Origin of the sequence: Micromonospora sp. WMMD998 (assembly GCF_029581235.1) — a bacterium.
GTDB lineage: Bacteria > Actinomycetota > Actinomycetes > Mycobacteriales > Micromonosporaceae > Micromonospora.
Window position 1 is genome coordinate 1,020,634 of the sequence record NZ_CP120740.1, and the last position, 17,980, is coordinate 1,038,613.

The following is a 17,980-nucleotide window of genomic DNA, read 5'->3' on the forward strand; positions in this document are numbered from 1 at the left end:
TCGTGAAGGTGCGGGGTCAGTCGTCCAGCCAGTCGAGACGCCGTCCGCCCCGGTCGGACTGGCCGTCCGGGCGGGCGCGACCGGCCTGGGCCGGGTCGTGGGGATAGCCGGCCTGGTTGTCGTAGCCACCACCGCGCTGCTGCGGCGGCTCCTGGCCGTATCCGCCCTGCGGCGACTGACCGTAGGCGTCGCCGTAGCCGCCGCGCTGGTCGTAGCCGCCGGACTGCTGACCGGCGTCGTAACCGCCGTAGCCGCCGGCCTGACCGCTGTCGTAACCGCCCTGCTGGCGACCGTCGTAGCCGCCCGCCGGATTGGCGTCGTAGCCGCCGGCCGGCGCGTCGCCGTAACCGCCCTGCTGCCGGCCGCCGTCGTAGCCGCCGCCGGCGTTGTCGTAGCCACCCGCCGGCGCGTTGTCGTAGCCGCCGCCCGCTCGACTGTCGCCGTAGCGGGGGCCGTCGCCGTATCCACCCGCCGCCGGGGAGCCGCCGTAGCCGCCGCTCGGGTTGGCGTCGTAGCCGCCGGTGGGGCTGGCGTCGTAGCCGCCGGTCGGGGAGCCGCCGTAACCGCCGGTCCGGTTGGCGTCGTAGCCGCCGGTGGGGCTGGCGTCGTAACCGCCCGTCGGGGGGGTGCCGTAGCCGCCGGTCGGGTTGGCGTCGTAACCGCCCGTCGGCGCGTCGCCGTAACCCGCCTGCTGCCGGCCGCCGTCGTAGCCGCCACCGGAATTGTCGTCGTAACCGCCCGACGCGGCGCCGTAGCCGCCGGCCGCGCCGTAGCCGTCGCCCTGCTCCGGGCCACGACCGTACTGACCCGGGCCGGCCTGGCCGTAACCCCGGTCCTGCTCCGGCTGGTAGGTGCTGGTCGGATAGGGGTCGGCGGCCGGCGCGTACTGCGTGCTGTCACCGGTGTAGCGGCCGGTCGGCTCGTCGAAGCGCTCGTGGCCGTACCCGCCGCCCTGGGCCGGTGCGTAGCCGCCCGCTCCGGCCGCCCCGGCCGCGTAGTCGGTGCTGCCGTAGCCGGCACCGGAGGACGGGCCGGTGCCGTAACCGCTGCCGGAGGAGGGTGCGTTGCCGTAGCCGCCGCCCGAGGCGGGCGCGTCGCCGTAGCCGTAACCGGCCTGCCCCGCGCCGACGCCGTAGGTGGGGCCGGGCGGCGCGCCGTACGGGTCCGGCGGGACGTCGTCCACGACCGGCCGCTGGAGCATGGTCGGCGCCTCGCTCATCGCGGCACCGCCGACCATGGTCGGGGTCGGGCCGCCGCCCATCCCGTTGACCACCCGGGTCTGGTCGTCCGCACCCCGGTATGCGCCACGGGCCGCGGGGATCGCGCCCGCCGCGGCGGGCCCGCCCGGGCCATCCGGACCGATCGGCGCGCCCGGCCCGTCGCCGTCGCCGTCCTCGTTCTTGCGGCGCATGTAGAGCAGCACGATGGTGCCCACGCCGACGGCGACGAAGAGGCCGCCGAGCAGGATCAGCAGCCAGGAGCCGAAACCGCCGGAGTCCTCGTTCGAGGTCGGCTCCTGGGCGGCGGCCGTGTCGGAGGCGGGGGCGTCGGTCGCCGCGTCCTCCTCGGTGACCTCCTCGGACGGCACGGCCGACTCGCTCGCCGACGGGGTCGCGCTCGGGCTCGCCGACGCCTTGACCGCCACACTGATGCGCAGGCCGGTGACGGACTGGCCGGCAGCGGCGTTGATCGACTTGGTGCCGGGCTCGGCCTGCCCCTTGGAGGCGCCGAGGTCGATCCGCCCCGGCGCGATCGGCTGGGACGCGGAGCCGCTGAAGCTGAAGTTGCCGCTGCCGTTCGTCTCCGTCGAGCGCTGCTTGTTGGCGCTGTCGCGCAGCATGACGAGCGCGCCGGAGATCGGCTCACCCTCGGAGGTGACCACCTTGCCGGAGATCGTCTTGACGGTCTCCGGCTGCTGCGGGGACGGCGGAGCGGGCTTACCCTTGACGGTCAAGTTGAAGTTGGCGGTGGCCGGCCGGCCAACTCCTTGAATCCGGACCGTGACGGAGGAATTGGCGTCACCGGCGTTGTCGTTCGCGCGCAGGGTGAGGATCTGAACCTTGGGAGCGCCCGGCGGATTGAACTCGATACCGCCGCAACCGCTGGTGCAACTTACTCCGGCTGGCAGACCGCTCAGGCTAATGTCGCCGTTAGTGTCGCCGCCCTCGGGGTTGACCGTGACGGTGACCGTGGCATCACTGCCGGCGTTGACTGTGACGGACCCGGGCGAGACGCTGACGCTTGCCGCGAGGGCGGGTGTGGCGGGGACGGTGAGCAGGGCGCCGAAGACCAACGCTACGACCACACCGGCCCGATGCTGCCAGGCACGTCGGTGTGTGGACACGTCCACCGCCTTCCGGGTCTGATCTCCCCGCTGGCCGGTCCGGCCGAGGTTGATCACTCACGGTACGAATTACGCCGTCGGCAACTATGCCTTGTCTGACCGGATCATCTCTACCCAGGGCCGGCGTCGGGCGGCCTTCTGCCGGGTCGTATCGTCCCGTCGTGTCCTCTCCGCACGCTTATTCCGAGTCGGTGCTCGCCGCAGTGACGGCGCTTGATGAGGGGCGTACGCCCGAACGGCCGGTGCTCCGGGCGGCGGTCCGGACGCTCTTGGCCGCCCTCACGGAGCGCGCTCCCGGCCGATCGGTGGAGGTGCGCGTTCCACCTTACGGCGCGGTGCAGTGCGTGCCCGGCCCGCGACACACCCGTGGCACCCCACCGAACGTGGTGGAGATGGATTCGGCGACGTGGCTGGCGCTCGCCACCGGACGTCTCGGCTGGGCGGAGGCGGTCACCGAGGGTCGCGTACGGGTCTCCGGGATCCGGGCCGACCTTTCCGCGTACCTCCCGATTTAGCCGGGCCGACCCGGTCGGACCTGGTGACGTTCGGCGGATGTTTCGTGACTGTCGGTGTCGACATCTGTTCGCGTACACTGGTGCCCGATGACGGTCCCGGCCCACGGTGCGGAGCTGCCCCCCGACTCCGCCAGGCCAGTCCAGACCCCCACCATGAGGGAGCGGCAGGTGCCCCGAGGCGATGGCCGGCTGAGCCACGACCTTGACCCCCAGCGACCCGGCCCCCAGGACGCGTGCGGCGTCTTCGGTGTCTGGGCGCCGGGGGAGGAAGTCGCCAATCTGACCTACTTCGGGCTCTACGCCCTTCAGCACCGTGGCCAGGAGGCCGCCGGCATCGCGGTGAGCGACGGCTCCGGCGTCGTGGTCTACAAGGACCTCGGCCTGGTCGCCCAGGTGTTCGACGAGCCGACTCTGGCCAGCCTGCGCGGGCACGTCGCGATCGGGCACGCGCGCTACTCGACCACCGGCGGTTCGACCTGGGAGAACGCCCAGCCGACGATCCGCGCCACGAGCGCCGGCACCACGATCGCGCTGGCCCACAACGGCAACCTGGTCAACACGTCCGACCTGCAACGCGAGGTGTCCGTCCGTGGGCTTGACTCCGACGGGTCGAGCAACGACACCTCGCTCGTCACCATGCTGCTGGCCAGCCGCCCCGACCTGTCGGTCGAGGCGGCGGCGCTTGAGGTGCTGCCGCAGTTGCGCGGCGCGTTCAGCTTCGTCTTCATGGACGAGTCGACGCTCTACGCGGCGCGCGACCCGCACGGCGTACGCCCGCTCGTGCTCGGCCGGCTGGAGCGGGGCTGGGTGGTGGCGAGCGAGACCGCGGCGCTCGACATCGTCGGCGCGAGCGTGGTCCGCGAGGTCGAGCCGGGCGAGCTGATCGCCGTCGACGAGGACGGGCTGCGTTCCAGCCGGTTCGCCGCCCCGGAGCCCAAGGGCTGCCTCTTCGAATACGTCTACATCGCCCGGCCGGACGCCACCATCGCCGGCCGGAACGTGCACGCCGCGCGGGTGCAGATCGGCCGCCAGCTCGCCAAGGAGCACCCGGTCGAGGCCGACCTGGTGATCCCGGTGCCGGAGTCCGGCACCCCGGCGGCGATCGGCTACGCCGAGGAGTCCGGCATCACCTACGGCCAGGGCCTGATGAAGAACCCGTACGTCGGGCGCACCTTCATCCAGCCCTCGCAGACGCTGCGCGCGCTCGGCGTCCGGCTCAAGCTGAACCCGCTGCGCCAGAACGTCCGCGGCAAGCGTCTGGTGGTGGTGGACGACTCGATCGTGCGGGGCACCACCCAGCGGGCCATCGTCCGGCTGCTGCGCGAGGCGGGGGCGTTGGAGGTCCACGTCCGGATCTCGTCGCCGCCGGTGAGCTGGCCCTGTTTCTACGGCATCGACTTCGCCACCCGGGCGGAGCTGCTGGCCAACGGGCTGGACAACGAGGGCATCCGGCGGTCGATCGGCGCCGACACGCTGGGTTACGTTTCGCTGCCCGGTCTGATCGCGGCGACCGAGCAGCCGAAGACCCGGCTGTGCCGGGCGTGCTTCGATGGGGAATACCCGATCGAGCTGCCGGCCGGGAACCTGATCGGCAAGCACGTGCTGGAGGGCGTGAGCCGCCGGATCGTCGCCGAGGCGGCCGAGTCCACGAACCCTCTCGTCGCCACACCCACCCATCACCCGTAGCACCACCGACGCGGGTCCGGCGCCTCGGCCCCGCGGAACCACAAAGGGGAGAACCGTGACGCACGTGTCCGAGCGCAGCGGCGCAGGATCCAGCCCGTCGGGTGCCGGCGGCGACCGCCAGCCCTGGTCGGCGGGCTCCAGCCGGACGCAGCGCAAACGCTCGGTCTCGTACGCCGACGCCGGGGTGTCGATCGAGGCGGGCGACCGCGCGGTCGAGCTGCTCAAGTCCAAGGTCAAGGAGACCCGTCGCCCGGAGGTCCTGGGTGACCTGGGTGGCTTCGCCGGCCTGTTCCGGCTGGACACCAAGAAATACAAGAACCCGATCCTGGCGTCCTCCACCGACGGTGTGGGCACCAAGCTGGTGATCGCCCAGCAGCTCGACATCCACGACACGGTCGGCATCGACCTGGTCGCGATGGTGGTCGACGATCTGGTCGCCTGCGGGGCCGAGCCGCTGTTCCTGCTCGACTACATCGCCACCGGCGAGGTCGTGCCGGACAAGGTCGCCGAGATCGGCGCCGGCATCGCCGACGGCTGCCGGTACGCCGGCTGCGCGCTGCTGGGCGGTGAGACCGCCGAGCACCCCGGCGTGCTGCGCCCGGACGAGTACGACATCTCCGCCACCGGCGTCGGCGTGGTGGAGGAGAGCGAGATCCTCCGTCCGGAGCGGGTCGAGGTGGGCGACGTGGTGATCGCCATGCGTTCCTCGGGTCTGCACTCCAACGGCTACTCCCTGGTGCGGCACGTCCTGCTGGGCGCCGGCCGGATGCGGCTGGACGTGGTGATCGAGGACTTCGGCCGCCAGCGCACGCTGGGCGAGGAGCTGCTCACCCCGACCAAGATCTACGCGAAGGACTGCCTCAAGCTGATCGCCGAGGCCGAGGTGCGGGCGCTGGCCCACGTGACCGGCGGTGGCATCCCGGGCAACCTGGTCCGGATCCTGCCCGAGCACGTCGACGCGGTGGTCAACCGTTCCACCTGGAAGCCGCAGCCGATCTTCGACCTGATCCAGACGAAGGGCCGGATCGAGGACCCGGAGATGGAGGCGACCTTCAACATGGGCGTGGGCATGTTCGCCATCGTCTCCGCCGAGGACGCCGACCGCGCGCTCGCCACCCTGACCGGCCGCGGCGTCGACGCCTGGCAGGCGGGGGAGGTCATCGAGGGCTCCGGCAACGTCCAGATGGTCGGCCAGCACACCCGCGGGTGATCACCTTCTGTTGATCATCCGCGCACCTGGTCGGGGGTTCACCCGGACGGCCGCCGCGGCCTAGCCTGAAGGTTCGGGTTTTCACAGGTACGCGGGGGAGGGGTCGATGGCTGCGCTCACCTCGGACGGGATGCGGGGCATCGCCGCCGTCCCCTCGTACGTGGTGATGCAGCCGACCACGCTGTGCAACCTCGACTGCGCCTACTGCTATCTGCCGTTGCGCGCGGCGGACCGGCGGATGCCGGTGGCGGTCGCCGAGGCGGTGGCGGCGTCGGTGAACCCCTGGGCGGCCGAGGGTCGATGCTCGGTGGTCTGGCACGGCGGTGAGCCGCTCGCGGCGGGCCGGGAGCACCTGGCCGCCCTGCTGGCCCCGTTCGGGCCGGAGGTGGAGCACCACGTGCAGACCAACGCCACGCTCATCGACGACGCCTGGTGCGCGTTCTTCGCCGAGCACCGGGTGCGGGTCAGCGTGAGCGTGGACGGCCCGCGGGCGCGCAACGCCGAGCGGGCCACCCGGGGCGGCCGGCCGGCGTACGACCGGATCGTGGCCGGGGTGGCGGCGCTGCGCCGGCACGGGTTGCCGTTCTCGGCGCTGGCGGTGGTCTCCCGGCCGGAGCCGGGGGTGGCGACGGAGCTGTACGACTACTTCCTCGACCTGGGCTGCGAGGTGCTCGGCGTCAACATCGAGGAGACCGAGGGGGTGAACACCCGGTCGAACGCCCGGGACGCGGGCGCGGTGACCGGGTTCTGGGCCGAGCTGGTGACCGCGTGGCGTCGGGCTCCCCGGATCCACCTGCGGGAGGTGGAGTGGTCGCTGCGGTACGCCGGGGCGGTGCTGACCGGCGCCGCGGACGACCTCCTGCCCCGCCGGCTCGACCCGATCCCGACGGTCGCGTACGACGGTTCGGTGGTGGTGCTCTCGCCCGAGCTGGCCGGCTTCACCGACGCCCGCTACGGCGACTTCGGCAGCGGGAACGTGCTTGCCACGCCGCTGGGCGAGATCCTCGCCGACGCCGGCCGGACGCCGTGGGTGGACGAGTTCCTCACCGGAGTGGAGGCGTGCCGGGCGACCTGCGCATATTTCGGCTTCTGCGGTGGCGGCCACGCCGCCAACCGCTACTTCGAGCAGGGGCGGTTCGACGGTACGGAGACCGAGCACTGCCGGAACAGCAAGATCCGCCTATTGGAGGGAGTGTTGGAGCATGCCCGAGATCACCAGTGACACCGACCGGGACGCGGTCGCCGACCGGGTGCGGGATGCCGCCGCGGGGTTGACCGCGCTGCTCCACGAGGCCGAGGCGGCACGCCTGCTGCGGGCGGAGGTGTCGGGCGGAGACGGCGCCAACGCGGTCTGCGCGTGGAACCACTTCGAGAACATCCCGACGTTCTACAACTGGAACAATCGCCCGCGCTGAGCATCGGTTGTGCCGCGATCAGGGACCTGTCGGCGCGGGGAGGCATCCCGGTGCGGCAGGCCCCTGATCGTCGGTCGTACGCCGGCGCCGGCTGAGCACATGCGTGAGCACGCGGGGGCTGCCGCGTGCTCAGTGTGACCGGAGGTCAGCGGGTCGGACGGGCCCAGGGGTCCGGGTCGTCGTCCGCGTGGTCCTCGTCATCGTCGTCGACATACTCTTTGTAGTCGTCGTCGAAGTTGTGCTCAGACTTACCACTACCCGCCAGTTCGCGCTGCAAGGCGGTTAGGTCGGTGTTCGGGGAGTGGTACTTCAACTCCCGGGCCACCTTTGTCTGCTTGGCCTTAGCACGGCCGCGCCCCATGGCTCGACCCCCTCGCACAGAATGCGGGGCAGCCCGAAGGCGGGCCCCGATGACGTCAGGCATCTCTCGTGGCTCTTACGGTACATGGGGATGCCACCGTTCGGCACCTCGGGTCACCGTCGACCGGCCCTGCGCGTCGCAGTGTTCCGACCGTCACACAGTGTACCCGGTAAGGAGTGCTTACTGAGGTCGGCCATGACAGCGGGCAAATCGGCACGAAGTCACCTACGCCCAGCCTAACGCCCCGGTCGGCCGCGGGCGGCCCGGGGGCGGAGCCGGTGGAACCGCCCCCGGCAGCCGCTCACCGCAGGTGGATGCTGCGCAGCCGGCCGACCTCGGCCATCCGCCGCTCGGCGAGCCGGTCCGCGGCGACCGCCGGTGGGACACCCTCGTCGTCGGCGAGTCGCAGGATCTCGCGGGTGGTGTCGAAGATCCGGGTGGCGCGCAGCTTGGCCCGTTCGAAGTTGAAGCCCTCGATCTCGTCGGCGACCTGGATCACGCCACCGGCGTTCACCACGTAGTCCGGCGTGTAGAGGATGCCCCGGTCGGCGAGGACCTTCTCGATGCCGGCGTGGGCGAGCTGGTTGTTCGCCGCGCCGGCGACCACCCTGGCCCGCAGCGCCGGCACGGTCTCGTCGTCGAGCGCGCCGCCGAGCGCGCACGGGGCGTACACGTCGATGTCGGACGCGACGAGCGCCGCGGTGTCGTCGACCAGGGTGACCTGCGGGTGGGTGGTGCGGGCCCACTCCTGGGCGCGGCTGCTGACGTCGGTCGCGACCACCTCGGCGCCGTCGTCCAGCAGGTGCCCGGTCAGATATTTGCCGACCTTGCCCAGGCCCGCCACGCCGACCCGGCGGCCGGCGAGCGTCGGGCTGCCCCAGACGTGCTCGGCGGCGGCCCGCATGCCCTGGTAGACGCCCCAGGCGGTGAGGATCGACGAGTCGCCGGCGCCGCCGTGCTCCACGCTGCGGCCGGTCACGAAGCGCGTCTCGCGGGCGATCACGTCCATGTCCGGGACGTAGGTGCCGACGTCGCAGGCGGTGTAGTAGCGGCCGTTGAGCGACTCCACGAAGCGGCCGTACGCCCGCAGCAGGGCCTCGCTCTTGAGCTGCTCCGGATCACCCCAGATGACCGCCTTGCCGCCGCCGAGGTCGAGGTTGGCCAGGGCGTTCTTGTACGCCATGCCGCGCGAGAGGTCGAGCACGTCGGCGAGGGCGTCGGCCTCGCTGGCGTACGGGTAGAACCGGGTGCCACCGAGCGCGGGGCCCAGCGCGGTGGAGTAGATCCCGATGATCGCCTTCAGGCCGGACTGCTTGTCCTGGCAGAACACGACCTGTTCGTGACCTGTGGATGCGGGGTCGTCGGTGCTGGCAAATACGCCCATGGCTGACTCCTGTGTCGGTGTGCGCCCTCGTGGGGCGCGGACCTGGGTGGCGCGGCCGGCGGGATGCTGCCGGTGTCGTTGAGCCTAATATCGGCCGGAACCGTACTGTCGCCCACGTCACGGTGCCGGTGTGACGGTGGCGACGGGCGGTCCCGTCTCGTGGGAGGATCGCGCCGTGCCGTCGCTCTTCGCTTCATACCTGCGCGTGTACGAGCCGCTGACCGCCTTCGACCGGGACCGGCAGTCCTACTGGCGCCGGTACGTCACCGAAGGTCGGGCGATCGCGCCGCTGGAGGGGCCGGGCCGGCAGCGGACCTCGGTGATCGAGGCGCTCGGCGCGGGCTGGACCCGGCTGCCCGAGCTGCCGGAGGAGGCGTACGTCCTGGAGGCCGACGACACGCTGCTGGTCTGCCCGTGGAACCTGCGGATCCGGGTCGCCGAGGCGGCGCTGAGCGCCCGCGACGGCGTGCCCCCGGTGCTCGCCGACGCATTCGTGCCGCCGGTGCTCGCCGGGCAGGCCAAGGCCGTGGTGGAAGACTGGCGCAGCGGGGCGCGGGTGCTTGAGCACGGCGTGCCACGGGTGCACGAGCAGGTCGCCACCTGGGGAGTGCCGCTGCGCTGGTTCGTGCTCTTCGAGGCCGGGGAACGGCACCTGGTCACCGACGCCGGGCGGCGGGCGCTGCGCTACCGCACGGAGATCTCCAAGGCCCGCCGCCGTTCCTCCCGGGCGCTGTCCGTGCTGCGCAAGTCGGTCGGGGAGGCACCGATCACCGAGGCGGTCGAGGAGGCCGCCCGCTGGCTGGAGGAGTTCCATCCGAGGTCGGTGGTGGAGCTGGACTACGGCGGTCTGGTGCAGTTGCTGCCGGACGAGACGCTGGCGGCCGACGACTCGACCGAGCTGGTCGCGGAGGGCCTGGCCGGGCTGTCCCGGGGCGAGGCCGAGGAGGCTTCGGCGGCGTACGACAAGCTGGTCGCCCGCTGGCGGGCGGTGCAACTTCTGGAACGCTGCAACTGACGCCCGGTTCGTCCATCTTTGCAGCGCCGGATCCGAAACTGTCTCGTAGTTGACGCATCACGAACCGTGATCATGAGTCCGAATAAGGTGGGTTCTGCAACATAAAAGTCGTAAAAATCGGGCATGCTTCATCCGTCCGTCTAGGGACCTTCAGCCGTTCGGCCCATGTCGGACATCGGGGACTAGCCGGACCATGGGAGACGCGTCGGCCGGCGGGACCCCGGCCGATGTCTATACATGTGGAGGAGTGACCCCGATGGCATCGCGAACGCACGAACCAGAGCCGCTACTCACACCGGCCGAGGTGGCGTCGATGTTCCGTGTCGACCCTAAGACGGTGACCCGGTGGGCCAAGGCTGGCAAGCTCAGCGCCATCCGGACCCTGGGCGGCCACCGCCGATACCGCGAGTCGGAGGTTCGAGCCCTGCTTCAGGGGCAGATCCCCCAGCAGCGGCAGGGGGACTGACGACCCGGACATTTTCTCAGCTTTGCGATCGAGGGCGGTCGGCCGACGGGCCACCGCCCTCAGTCATGTCCGGAGGTCGCACCGTCGAGCACGATCCGCAGCCCCACCGTGCCGCCCTCGCCCCGGCGCAGCCGGCTACCGAGCAACGTCATCCGCCCGATCAGCCGGTACTTGTGCTTGAGCAGCCCCCGAACCCGGCGGGTGTGCTCCGGGTCGTCGATCGTCGCGTGCCCCGGCACCGCCTCCCCGCGCGGGTTGCCGCGTACGTCGCACGGGGCCACCGTGACCCGGCCGTCGCGCCGGATCCGTTTCACCTTGCCGGAGTCGGACACCGTCCACACCGCGAGCGCGTCGCCGTCGCGCACCGCCCACACCGGCGTCGACACCGCCCGCCCGTCCTTGCGGAACGTGGTGAGCAGCACGTACTTCTCCGCAGCCAGGCGGTCCAGGTCGGTCACGACGCCCAGGATACGGTCGCGCCGGTGCCGTCGAGCCCGGATAGCGTGCTCGCATGACCCCCGAACCCACGATCGGCGACGTGTTCGGCGAGATGATCCGCGACGTGTACGCCGTGGCCACCGGGGTCGGCCCCCGGCCGATGGCCGGCGGACGCCTGCCCCGCCCGGTCATCGAGATCATCGAGCGGGACGACGGGCTGGTCAACGGCGCGCCCGCCGGGCACTACCTGGACCCGCCGCCGCAATGGCAGCCGCACGACCACCGGGCGGTGGACCGGGTCCACGGGCACGTGCTCGACGTCGGCGTGGGCGGCGGTCGGATCGCGCTGCACCTCCAGGAGCGCGGGGTGCCGGTCACCGGGCTGGACACCTCGCTCGGCGCGCTGCGGGTCAGCCGCCACCGGGGCGTACGCGAACTGGTGCACGCCACCGTCGACGAGCACGCCGCGGGCGACCGGCGCTACGACACGTTCCTGCTGCTCGGCAACAACCTGGGCCTGTTCGAGAGTCGCGAGCGGGCCCCGGTGCTGCTGGCCGCGCTCGCCGCGCTGGCCCGACCCGGGGCGCGGGTGATCGCGCAGGGCACCGACCCGTACGGCACCACCGACCCGGTGCACACCGCCTACCACGAGGCGAACCGGCGGCGGGGTCGGCTGGGCGGGCAGCTACGGCTGCGGTTGCGGTACCGGTTGCTCGGCACCGACTGGTTCGACTACCTGGTCTGCTCGCCCGCGGAGTTCGCCGAGCTGGTCCAGGACAGCCCGTGGCGACTGACCGACGTGGACGACACCGATCACCCCTACTATCTCGCCACGCTCGCGCTGAGGCGTTAGGAAGGGGCCCTTCTTATCGCCTAGGCGATAAGAAGGGCCCCCGCCTTACCTCTCACACCTGGACGGTGGGCGTGGTCTGCTCGGGCGGGAGGCCGCCGTCGCCGTCGACCACCTCGTCCGGGGTGCCGTCCTCGTCGATGTCGACCATGGTGATGTCCACCTTGCCGTCGCCGTCGGTGTCGAACTGGAACAGGTCGGCCTTGCCGTCGCCGTCGGTGTCCACCACCCAGACGTCGGTCTTGCCGTCGTTGTTGGTGTCCGCGCGAAGCAGGTCCACCCGCTCGTCACCGCGCGTCTCGACCGTCTCGGTGCCCTCCGCGCTCTCCGGTGCCTGGCTCATCTCGATCCTTCCTTCGGCGTTGACGGCGGTCTTTACCCCGTCCGCCCGCCCCCCACGCATGCCCGGCGGTCCCGCCGACGCATAGGGTCGCATCCAGGATCGAGCGAGCGGCCGGCCGGGCGGCGGAGACCCCGCGCGCCACCGCCGCGACGAGGGGACACGATGAGTGGTCGTTTTGTGGTCGTCGGAGCCGGCACCATGGGCCTCGGCATCGCCTACGTGGCCGCCGGCGCCGGCTACGCGGTCGAGCTGGTCGAGGTCGACCCGCAGCGGGGGGCGGACGCCGTCCGACGGCTCGGCGAGCTGTGGGACCGCGCCGTCGCGCGCGGAAGGCTGACCGCCGAGGCGGCCACCGCCAACCGGGTGCGGGTGACGCCGCGTACCGGCCTGGCCGAGGTGGCCGACGGGCCGGACGTGATCGTCGAGGCGGTGCCCGAGCGGCTCGACCTCAAGCGGGTGGTGCTCCGGGAGGCCGAGGGCCGTCGGCCGGCGCTGCTGGGCAGCAACACGTCGAGCATCCCGATCGCCGAGCTGGCCGCCGGGCTGGACCGTCCGGCGGACTTCCTCGGGCTGCACTTCTTCAACCCGGTCTGGGCGATGGCGCTGCTCGAGGTCGTGGTCGGCCCGGCCACCGCGCCGGAGACCATCGGGGCGGCCGTCGCGCTCGCGGCCCGGCTGGGCAAGGACCCCGTCGTGGTACGCGACATGCCCGGCTTCGCCACCTCCAGACTCGGTGTCACGCTCGGCCTGGAGGCGATCCGGATGGTGGCCGACGGGGTCGCCGACGCGGCCGACATCGACAAGGCGATGGTGCTCGGCTACCGGCACCCGGTCGGCCCGCTGGAGCTGACCGACCTGGTCGGGCTGGACGTCCGGCTCGACATCGCCCGCACCCTCCAGGCCGCGTACGGTGACCGCTTCGCGCCGCCGCCGCTGCTGGCCGAGATGGTCGCCGCCGGCAAGCTGGGCAAGAAGTCCGGGCAGGGCTTCTACACCTGGGAAGGCGGCGTCAAACAGTGAGCGCGAGGAGTGAGCTTGCGAGCCCCGCAGTCGCGAACGAAAGGCAGGCACGGTGAGCGCGAGGAGTGAGCTTGCGAGCCCCGCAGTCGCGAACGAAAGGCAGGCACAGTGAGCGGGCTGCGGATCGAGGAACTGCCGGACCGGCTCGTGGTCACGCTCGACCGGCCGGAGAAGCGCAACGCGATCGACGCCGACCTGGTGGGTGAACTGCACGACGTCTGCGCCGAACTGGAGGCCCGCCCCCGGCTGATGCTGCTCACCGGCGGGACGGACGGCATCTTCGCCGGCGGCGCCGACATCGCGCAGCTCCGCGAACGTGGCCGGCTGGACGCGCTCGCCGCCATCAACCAGGGCGTGTTCGCCCGGATCCGGGCGCTGCCGCTGCCCACCGTGGCGGCGGTCGACGGTCCGGCGCTCGGCGGTGGCGCCGAGCTGGCGTACGCCTGCGATCTTCGGGTGTGCACGGAGCGTGCGGTCTTCGGTCAGCCCGAGGTGCGGTTGGGCATCCTGGCCGGTGCCGGTGCGACCTACCGGCTGCCGGCGCTGGTCGGCGAGGCCCGGGCCAAGGAACTGCTCTTCACCGGCAGGCGGGTGGAGGCGGACGAGGCGCTGCGGATCGGCCTGGTGAACCGGGTGGTGCCGGCGCCGGCGGAGCTGCTGCCCACCGCACACGGCCTGCTCGACGAGATGGCCAAGGGCTCCGCGCTGGCCCTGCGGCTGACCAAGCTGGCGGTGGACGCGCCGCCGGCTGCGCACCCCCAGCTCGACCTGCTGAGTCAGGCGGTGCTCTTCGAGGACGAGGAGAAGCACCGGCGGATGACGGACTTCCTGGAGCGGCGCCGGGCACGCTGAGCCGTTGCCGGACGGCGCGGGCCGCACCGGGGTCGTCCCCGGTGCGGCCCGCCCTGTTTCGACCGCTCAGTCCCGGATCTGGACCCCGGCGTCGGCCAGCGCGGTGATCGCCCGCGCCGACTCGCCGAACCCGATCACCAGCACCGCCTCCGGCCCGAAGCTCTTGATCTCCTGGGCGATGCCGGTGAAGTCGACGGGCGTGTTCGGGTCCTCCGGCGGCACGTAGGTCAGCAGCTTGAGCCGGTCCGCACCCACCCCGGCCTTCTCCAGCTCGGACCGGACGTTCTCCTGGAGGCCCTCGCCGTAGGAGTCCTTCCGGGCCAGGAGCACGATCTTGCGGGGCCCGTCCCGCAGCATCACGTCGGCGAGCGCCCGGCCCTGGAGGCTGTCCGGCGGCGCGGTGCGGAAGTAGAGGCCCTTGTCGTCGATGGCGCTCAACCCGGCGTCGGTGTTCGACGGGGAGAAGAGGATCCGTCCGGCGGCCACCACGTCCGGCAGCACCGCCCGGGAGATGCCGGACGCGCCGGCCCCGATGATCACGGAGACGTCCTGGCTGACGTGGGAGGCCACCGTCGCCTTCGCCACCGTCGGGTTGGTGCCGTCGTCGCCCACGATGAACTTCACCGGCTCGCCGAGCACCCCGCCGCCGGCGTTGATCTCGTTGATCGCGAGCGTGACCCCGGCAGCCATCGGCGGGTACGCCAGGGCCAGGTCACCGGTCTTCGGCAGCAGGCCGCCGATGATCAGCGGCGCGTCCTTCGCCTTTCCGCCGCGGGGCTTGCGACCGCGCGGTGGGGTCTTGGTGCTCACCCCGGACTCGTCCCCGGCGCCGACGAACTCGGTCTTCGCGTCGTCGAGCTGCTGGTTGTCGAAGTGCAGGGTGCCGTAGCTCGCGGTGGCCGGCTCGCCGGCGTCGGTGAACCCGGCCCGGTTCAGCGACACGCCCCGGTACTGCAGGTCCTGGCCGGCGCGGGCCAGTTGGAGGCAGGACTTCACGGTGTCGCAGATCTGGCCGCCGGTGGTCACCCCGACGATCTGCTCGGCGATCTCGGCCGGCGCGGTGGTCCCGGCGACCTGGGCGGCCAGCGCGCTGATCACCACGGCGTCGTAGGACTCGGCGGAGTAGAGGTAGTCGGTCAACTTCGGATCGACGTTGCGTAGCCGTTCCTTGAAGCTCTCCGGCAACGGTGTCAGGGGGGTGGTGCCCTTCATCCCGTTGAGAAGATTCGCCCGGTCCTTGAGTTCCGCGGCGAAGGAGTTCTGCATATTGCCGTCGGTGCCGTAGAGGCGGACCTGGGTGGTGGCCGCGTCCTTCGGCTCGTCACTCCCGCAGGCGCTCGTAGCGAGCAGGAGCGCCGCGCAGGCCGTGGACAGGGCCGCGCGCGACGTGCGATTTCCAAGCATGGTCGTCCTTCCTCCGGCGAAGGTCCGCTGCGCACATTAGCGTGCCCGCGCAGCACGCGGGACCGTGGACCTGGCTCCGTCGGCACCTCGACTGCGGGAATGACTCTGGGTGATCGTCTCCCTGGTTCCGGGTCACCGGTTTGACCCTCGGCGTTACTGTTCCGCAGGTGACCGACGACGCACAGCAGACGCTCGACGACGCGACCGCCGTGCTCCGTTCGGCGCTGGCCGGCGACGGCGCCGGTGTGGTCGGCGCGTTCGACGCGGTCGTGGACCGCTCCGGGCTGGCCGGGGCGTACGGGGTGGCCTGGTGCCTGGCCGCCACCATGCTCGGCGACGACGCGCCCGGTGGCGCCGCCGCGCTCGACTTCCCCGGCATCGACCAGGCCGGCTACGACACCCGCTGGGTGGCCCGCTTCGTCAGCGCGTACGCCAACGACGACGCCGACACCGGCGAGGCGCTGTTCGGCGCGGCGGCGGCCGACGGGCTGCTGCCCGACTGCCTGCTCACGCTCGCCGGCTCGACCATCGCCACGCTGCGCAGCCGGGAGGGCTGACACCGCGCCCCCTCGTTGTGATACCTCTGACTGATGTCCCAGGCGATGCTCGGCAAGGTGCGCAAGCTGCTCGCCCAGGCCGAGGACCCGGCCTGCACGCCCGCCGAGTCGGCCACCTTCATGGCCAAGGCCACCGAGCTGATCGCCCGGTACGGCGTCGACCGCGCGCTGCTCGCCGCCCGCGAGCCGGCCGCCGATCCGATCGGGGACCGCACGGTCGAGGTGGTCGCCCCGTACGCGCGGGACAAGGCCGGTCTGCTCGCCGCCGTCGCGGACCCGCTGCGGTGCCGCTGCGTACGCCGACGGCAGGGCGACGGCTACGCGATGCACCTGTTCGGCTTCGCCAGCGACCTGGAACGGGTCGAGCTGCTCTTCACCTCGCTGCTGGTGCAGGCGGCGCACGGGTTGGCCGGGGCGGCGGTGCCGGTCGGGGAGCATCCGGCCGCGTTCCGGCGCAGTTGGCTCGCCGGCTTTGCCCAGGTCGTCGCCGAGCGGCTGCGCGCGGCCGAGGCCGGTGCGGTCGCCGAGGCCGGCGTGCCGTCGGTGGCGCTGGTGCTGGCCGACCGCTCCGACCGCGTGCAGCGCCGGCTCGCCGAGGTGTACCCGCGCCTGCGTACCGCCCCGCGCCGCCGCCTCGCCGGGGGTGGCTTCGCCCCCGGCGCCGCCGCCGGTCGTCGCGCCGACCTGGGCGGCACCGGGCTGACCGGTGCCGGCGCGAGCCCCGGAATAGCCGGCTGACCGATCCGGCCGCGTCCGCGCCGCGCTTCAGGGTCAGACGGTGGTGCGGGCGACCGTCGCCAGGTAGCGGCAGAGCAACTCGTGCCAGCCGGCGGTCAGCACCTCCCGATAGTCCTCGGCGGCCGTGCCGTGCCGGTCGAAGTAGCGGTGCTCGACGTCCACCCGGGTCGAGCCGGGGCCCTCGGGGTGGAAGAGCACCTCCACCTCACTGGCCCGGGCCGGATCCGGCAGCGGCACCCGGTCCGGCCCGAGCTGCCAGGTGAACACCAGCCGCCGGGGCGGGTCCCAGGTCAGCACGCGACCCCAGTCGTTGCGGAAGCCGTACGGGCCGATCTCGTAGAGCATCCCGCCGGCCCGTGGCTCCATGCCGAGCGCGGCCAGGGCCTCCGGCCCGGACCAGGTGTATTCGCGTACCCACCAGTCGGCAAGCGAGCCGGTGAAGACGGCGTACGCCTGCTCGGCGGGTGCCGGGACGAGGAGGCTGCTGCGGAGGGAGAAGCGGTCGGATTCCTGCCGGACCTCATCCGGATCGGCCATCTCCTGTCCCATAAGCCCGGACCATACCGGCTGATGTCTCGCTGTGCAGCTTCGGTTTCGCACGCTTTCGGACAGCGGAGACCCGCCTTCCCGACAGCGGGAGCGGCAGCACCGGCGGTCACCAGGGGACGCATGACTCATGGATGCCGTGGACCCAGGCGGCGCAGGTGCCGGCCTAGAGAACGTCGAACTCGTTGCCCTCGGGGTCGGCCATCGTCACGTGGTCAGGCGTCCCGTCCGGTCCGTCGACCCGGAGCACGGTCCCGCCCGCCGCCACCAGCTTGTCGACCGCCGCCCGGACCCGCGGCCAGCGGACCTCGAACGGTTCCTGCCGGCCGCCGCCGACGTGGACGTCGACGTGCATGCGGTTCTTGACCACCTTCGGCTCCGGCACCCGCAGGAACGACACCCCGGGCCGGGCGCCGTCCGGGTCCTCGATGAAGGCGCCGTCGTCCCACTCGTCCTCGGGGATCTCGAAGTGTGCCTGCCACGCCTCCCAGGAGGCGAACCCGGCCGGTGGGGCGGCCGGGACGTATCCCAGCGCGAGGCACCAGAACGCCGCCAGCTCGCGCGGGCTCGCGCAGTCGACGGTCAACGACCACTGCTCGGACACCGCCACACCGTAGACCCTCCGAGGTCCCGCCGCCGGCCGAGCCGGAAAAGCAGAACGCCGACCGGCGTTTCCGCTGGTCGGCGTTCCTGTAGCCCGGCGAAAGGCTATGTGGCCAGGGGCGGGGTCGAACCGCCGACCTTCCGATTTTCAGTCGGACGCTCGTACCAACTGAGCTACCTGGCCGTGGTGCTCGGCACATGCTACCGCACGGCCGATACGCAGAACGCCGCGC

General features: G+C 72.2%; 20 protein-coding genes and 1 tRNA gene. 12 read left to right on the forward strand and 9 right to left on the reverse strand.

Annotated elements, in window-relative coordinates:
• Positions 1-16: 16 nt before the first annotated feature.
• Positions 17-1,954, reverse strand: coding sequence for a carboxypeptidase regulatory-like domain-containing protein (locus tag O7619_RS04750; protein WP_348774350.1), 1,938 nt, complete (start codon positions 1,952-1,954; stop codon positions 17-19).
• Positions 1,955-2,535: 581 nt separating this feature from the next.
• On the opposite strand from O7619_RS04750, the gene O7619_RS04755 reads away from it, so the two are divergent.
• The 5 genes from O7619_RS04755 to amcA all read left to right on the forward strand — a co-directional run bounded on the left by O7619_RS04755 (position 2,536) and on the right by amcA (position 7,170).
• On the forward strand, positions 2,536-2,859 hold the full coding sequence (locus tag O7619_RS04755; RefSeq protein ID WP_282285936.1) for a sterol carrier family protein: 324 nt from the start codon (positions 2,536-2,538) through the stop codon (positions 2,857-2,859).
• 168 nt (positions 2,860-3,027) lie between these two features.
• Entirely contained in the window at positions 3,028-4,545 is a 1,518-nt protein-coding gene (purF, locus tag O7619_RS04760; RefSeq protein WP_282285937.1) for an amidophosphoribosyltransferase, read from the forward strand.
• Positions 4,546-4,600: 55 nt separating this feature from the next.
• Positions 4,601-5,755, forward strand: a complete 1,155-nt coding sequence (purM, locus tag O7619_RS04765) for a phosphoribosylformylglycinamidine cyclo-ligase (protein ID WP_282285938.1) — start codon at positions 4,601-4,603, stop codon at positions 5,753-5,755.
• A gap of 130 nt (positions 5,756-5,885) precedes the next feature.
• Positions 5,886-6,977 (forward strand): cyclophane-forming radical SAM peptide maturase AmcB, encoded by a 1,092-nt coding sequence (gene amcB, locus O7619_RS04770; protein WP_282288671.1) that lies wholly within the window; start codon positions 5,886-5,888, stop codon positions 6,975-6,977.
• Positions 6,958-7,170 (forward strand): multiple cyclophane-containing RiPP AmcA, encoded by a 213-nt coding sequence (gene amcA / locus O7619_RS04775; RefSeq protein ID WP_281585627.1) that lies wholly within the window; start codon positions 6,958-6,960, stop codon positions 7,168-7,170. Before amcB ends, amcA begins: the two co-directional genes overlap by 20 nt.
• Before the next feature lie 145 nt (positions 7,171-7,315).
• Here amcA and O7619_RS04780 read toward each other — a convergent pair whose 3' ends face one another.
• Both O7619_RS04780 and O7619_RS04785 read right to left on the reverse strand, forming a co-directional pair.
• On the reverse strand, positions 7,316-7,531 hold the full coding sequence (locus O7619_RS04780; protein WP_107157984.1) for a DUF3073 domain-containing protein: 216 nt from the start codon (positions 7,529-7,531) through the stop codon (positions 7,316-7,318).
• Positions 7,532-7,832: 301 nt separating this feature from the next.
• Positions 7,833-8,915 (reverse strand): Glu/Leu/Phe/Val dehydrogenase dimerization domain-containing protein, encoded by a 1,083-nt coding sequence (locus tag O7619_RS04785; RefSeq protein ID WP_282285942.1) that lies wholly within the window; start codon positions 8,913-8,915, stop codon positions 7,833-7,835.
• Positions 8,916-9,090: 175 nt separating this feature from the next.
• Here O7619_RS04785 and O7619_RS04790 point away from each other — a divergent pair, with 175 nt between their 5' ends.
• Positions 9,091-9,930: a hypothetical protein gene (locus O7619_RS04790; protein ID WP_282285943.1), complete on the forward strand. Its 840-nt coding sequence runs from the start codon at positions 9,091-9,093 to the stop codon at positions 9,928-9,930.
• Between the two features lie 256 nt (positions 9,931-10,186).
• Positions 10,187-10,396: a BldC family transcriptional regulator gene (locus O7619_RS04795; RefSeq protein WP_007073996.1), complete on the forward strand. Its 210-nt coding sequence runs from the start codon at positions 10,187-10,189 to the stop codon at positions 10,394-10,396.
• A 59-nt stretch (positions 10,397-10,455) separates the two neighbouring features.
• Here O7619_RS04795 and O7619_RS04800 read toward each other — a convergent pair whose 3' ends face one another.
• Positions 10,456-10,854: a PPOX class F420-dependent oxidoreductase gene (locus tag O7619_RS04800; RefSeq protein WP_282285945.1), complete on the reverse strand. Its 399-nt coding sequence runs from the start codon at positions 10,852-10,854 to the stop codon at positions 10,456-10,458.
• Positions 10,855-10,907: 53 nt separating this feature from the next.
• Between O7619_RS04800 and O7619_RS04805 the strand changes: the two genes are divergently transcribed.
• Positions 10,908-11,687, forward strand: a complete 780-nt coding sequence (locus O7619_RS04805) for a class I SAM-dependent methyltransferase (RefSeq protein WP_282285947.1) — start codon at positions 10,908-10,910, stop codon at positions 11,685-11,687.
• A gap of 52 nt (positions 11,688-11,739) precedes the next feature.
• Here the strand turns inward: O7619_RS04805 and O7619_RS04810 are convergent, their stop codons facing one another.
• The gene (locus O7619_RS04810) at positions 11,740-12,027 is read right to left on the reverse strand and encodes a hypothetical protein (RefSeq protein WP_282285948.1); all 288 of its coding nucleotides are present in this window, start codon (positions 12,025-12,027) and stop codon (positions 11,740-11,742) included.
• Between the two features lie 162 nt (positions 12,028-12,189).
• Between O7619_RS04810 and O7619_RS04815 the strand changes: the two genes are divergently transcribed.
• Entirely contained in the window at positions 12,190-13,047 is an 858-nt protein-coding gene (locus O7619_RS04815) for a 3-hydroxyacyl-CoA dehydrogenase family protein (protein WP_282285949.1), read from the forward strand.
• 108 nt (positions 13,048-13,155) lie between these two features.
• Positions 13,156-13,899 carry an enoyl-CoA hydratase/isomerase family protein gene (locus tag O7619_RS04820; protein WP_282285951.1) on the forward strand — a complete coding sequence of 248 codons (744 nt, stop codon included), beginning with the start codon at positions 13,156-13,158 and terminating at the stop codon, positions 13,897-13,899.
• Positions 13,900-13,965: 66 nt separating this feature from the next.
• Here the strand turns inward: O7619_RS04820 and O7619_RS04825 are convergent, their stop codons facing one another.
• Complete coding sequence (locus tag O7619_RS04825) at positions 13,966-15,303, reverse strand: ABC transporter substrate-binding protein (RefSeq protein WP_282285953.1); 1,338 nt, start codon at positions 15,301-15,303, stop codon at positions 13,966-13,968.
• A 167-nt stretch (positions 15,304-15,470) separates the two neighbouring features.
• On the opposite strand from O7619_RS04825, the gene O7619_RS04830 reads away from it, so the two are divergent.
• Positions 15,471-15,860, forward strand: coding sequence for a hypothetical protein (locus O7619_RS04830; RefSeq protein WP_282285955.1), 390 nt, complete (start codon positions 15,471-15,473; stop codon positions 15,858-15,860).
• A 33-nt stretch (positions 15,861-15,893) separates the two neighbouring features.
• On the forward strand, positions 15,894-16,598 hold the full coding sequence (locus O7619_RS04835; protein WP_282285956.1) for a DUF2786 domain-containing protein: 705 nt from the start codon (positions 15,894-15,896) through the stop codon (positions 16,596-16,598).
• Between the two features lie 33 nt (positions 16,599-16,631).
• Here the strand turns inward: O7619_RS04835 and O7619_RS04840 are convergent, their stop codons facing one another.
• The 3 genes from O7619_RS04840 to O7619_RS04850 all read right to left on the reverse strand — a co-directional run bounded on the left by O7619_RS04840 (position 16,632) and on the right by O7619_RS04850 (position 17,931).
• The gene (locus tag O7619_RS04840; protein ID WP_282285957.1) at positions 16,632-17,147 is read right to left on the reverse strand and encodes an SRPBCC family protein; all 516 of its coding nucleotides are present in this window, start codon (positions 17,145-17,147) and stop codon (positions 16,632-16,634) included.
• Between the two features lie 163 nt (positions 17,148-17,310).
• Positions 17,311-17,748 (reverse strand): VOC family protein, encoded by a 438-nt coding sequence (locus O7619_RS04845; RefSeq protein WP_282285958.1) that lies wholly within the window; start codon positions 17,746-17,748, stop codon positions 17,311-17,313.
• A gap of 109 nt (positions 17,749-17,857) precedes the next feature.
• Positions 17,858-17,931: transfer RNA gene (locus tag O7619_RS04850), tRNA-Phe, on the reverse strand.
• Positions 17,932-17,980 lie beyond the last annotated feature (49 nt).

Excerpts from the sequence above, each read along its gene's own strand:
- amcA (WP_281585627.1), top strand. The coding sequence starts at position 6,958 with ATGCCCGAGATCACCAGTGACACCGACCGGGACGCGGTCGCCGACCGG.
- O7619_RS04785 (WP_282285942.1), bottom strand. The coding sequence starts at position 8,915 with ATGGGCGTATTTGCCAGCACCGACGACCCCGCATCCACAGGTCACGAA.
- O7619_RS04810 (WP_282285948.1), bottom strand. The coding sequence starts at position 12,027 with ATGAGCCAGGCACCGGAGAGCGCGGAGGGCACCGAGACGGTCGAGACG.
- O7619_RS04780 (WP_107157984.1), bottom strand. The coding sequence starts at position 7,531 with ATGGGGCGCGGCCGTGCTAAGGCCAAGCAGACAAAGGTGGCCCGGGAG.
- amcB (WP_282288671.1), top strand. The coding sequence starts at position 5,886 with ATGCGGGGCATCGCCGCCGTCCCCTCGTACGTGGTGATGCAGCCGACC.
- O7619_RS04840 (WP_282285957.1), bottom strand. The coding sequence starts at position 17,147 with ATGGGACAGGAGATGGCCGATCCGGATGAGGTCCGGCAGGAATCCGAC.
- O7619_RS04835 (WP_282285956.1), top strand. The coding sequence starts at position 15,894 with ATGTCCCAGGCGATGCTCGGCAAGGTGCGCAAGCTGCTCGCCCAGGCC.
- O7619_RS04815 (WP_282285949.1), top strand. The coding sequence starts at position 12,190 with ATGAGTGGTCGTTTTGTGGTCGTCGGAGCCGGCACCATGGGCCTCGGC.
- O7619_RS04805 (WP_282285947.1), top strand. The coding sequence starts at position 10,908 with ATGACCCCCGAACCCACGATCGGCGACGTGTTCGGCGAGATGATCCGC.
- O7619_RS04795 (WP_007073996.1), top strand. The coding sequence starts at position 10,187 with ATGGCATCGCGAACGCACGAACCAGAGCCGCTACTCACACCGGCCGAG.
- O7619_RS04825 (WP_282285953.1), bottom strand. The coding sequence starts at position 15,303 with ATGCTTGGAAATCGCACGTCGCGCGCGGCCCTGTCCACGGCCTGCGCG.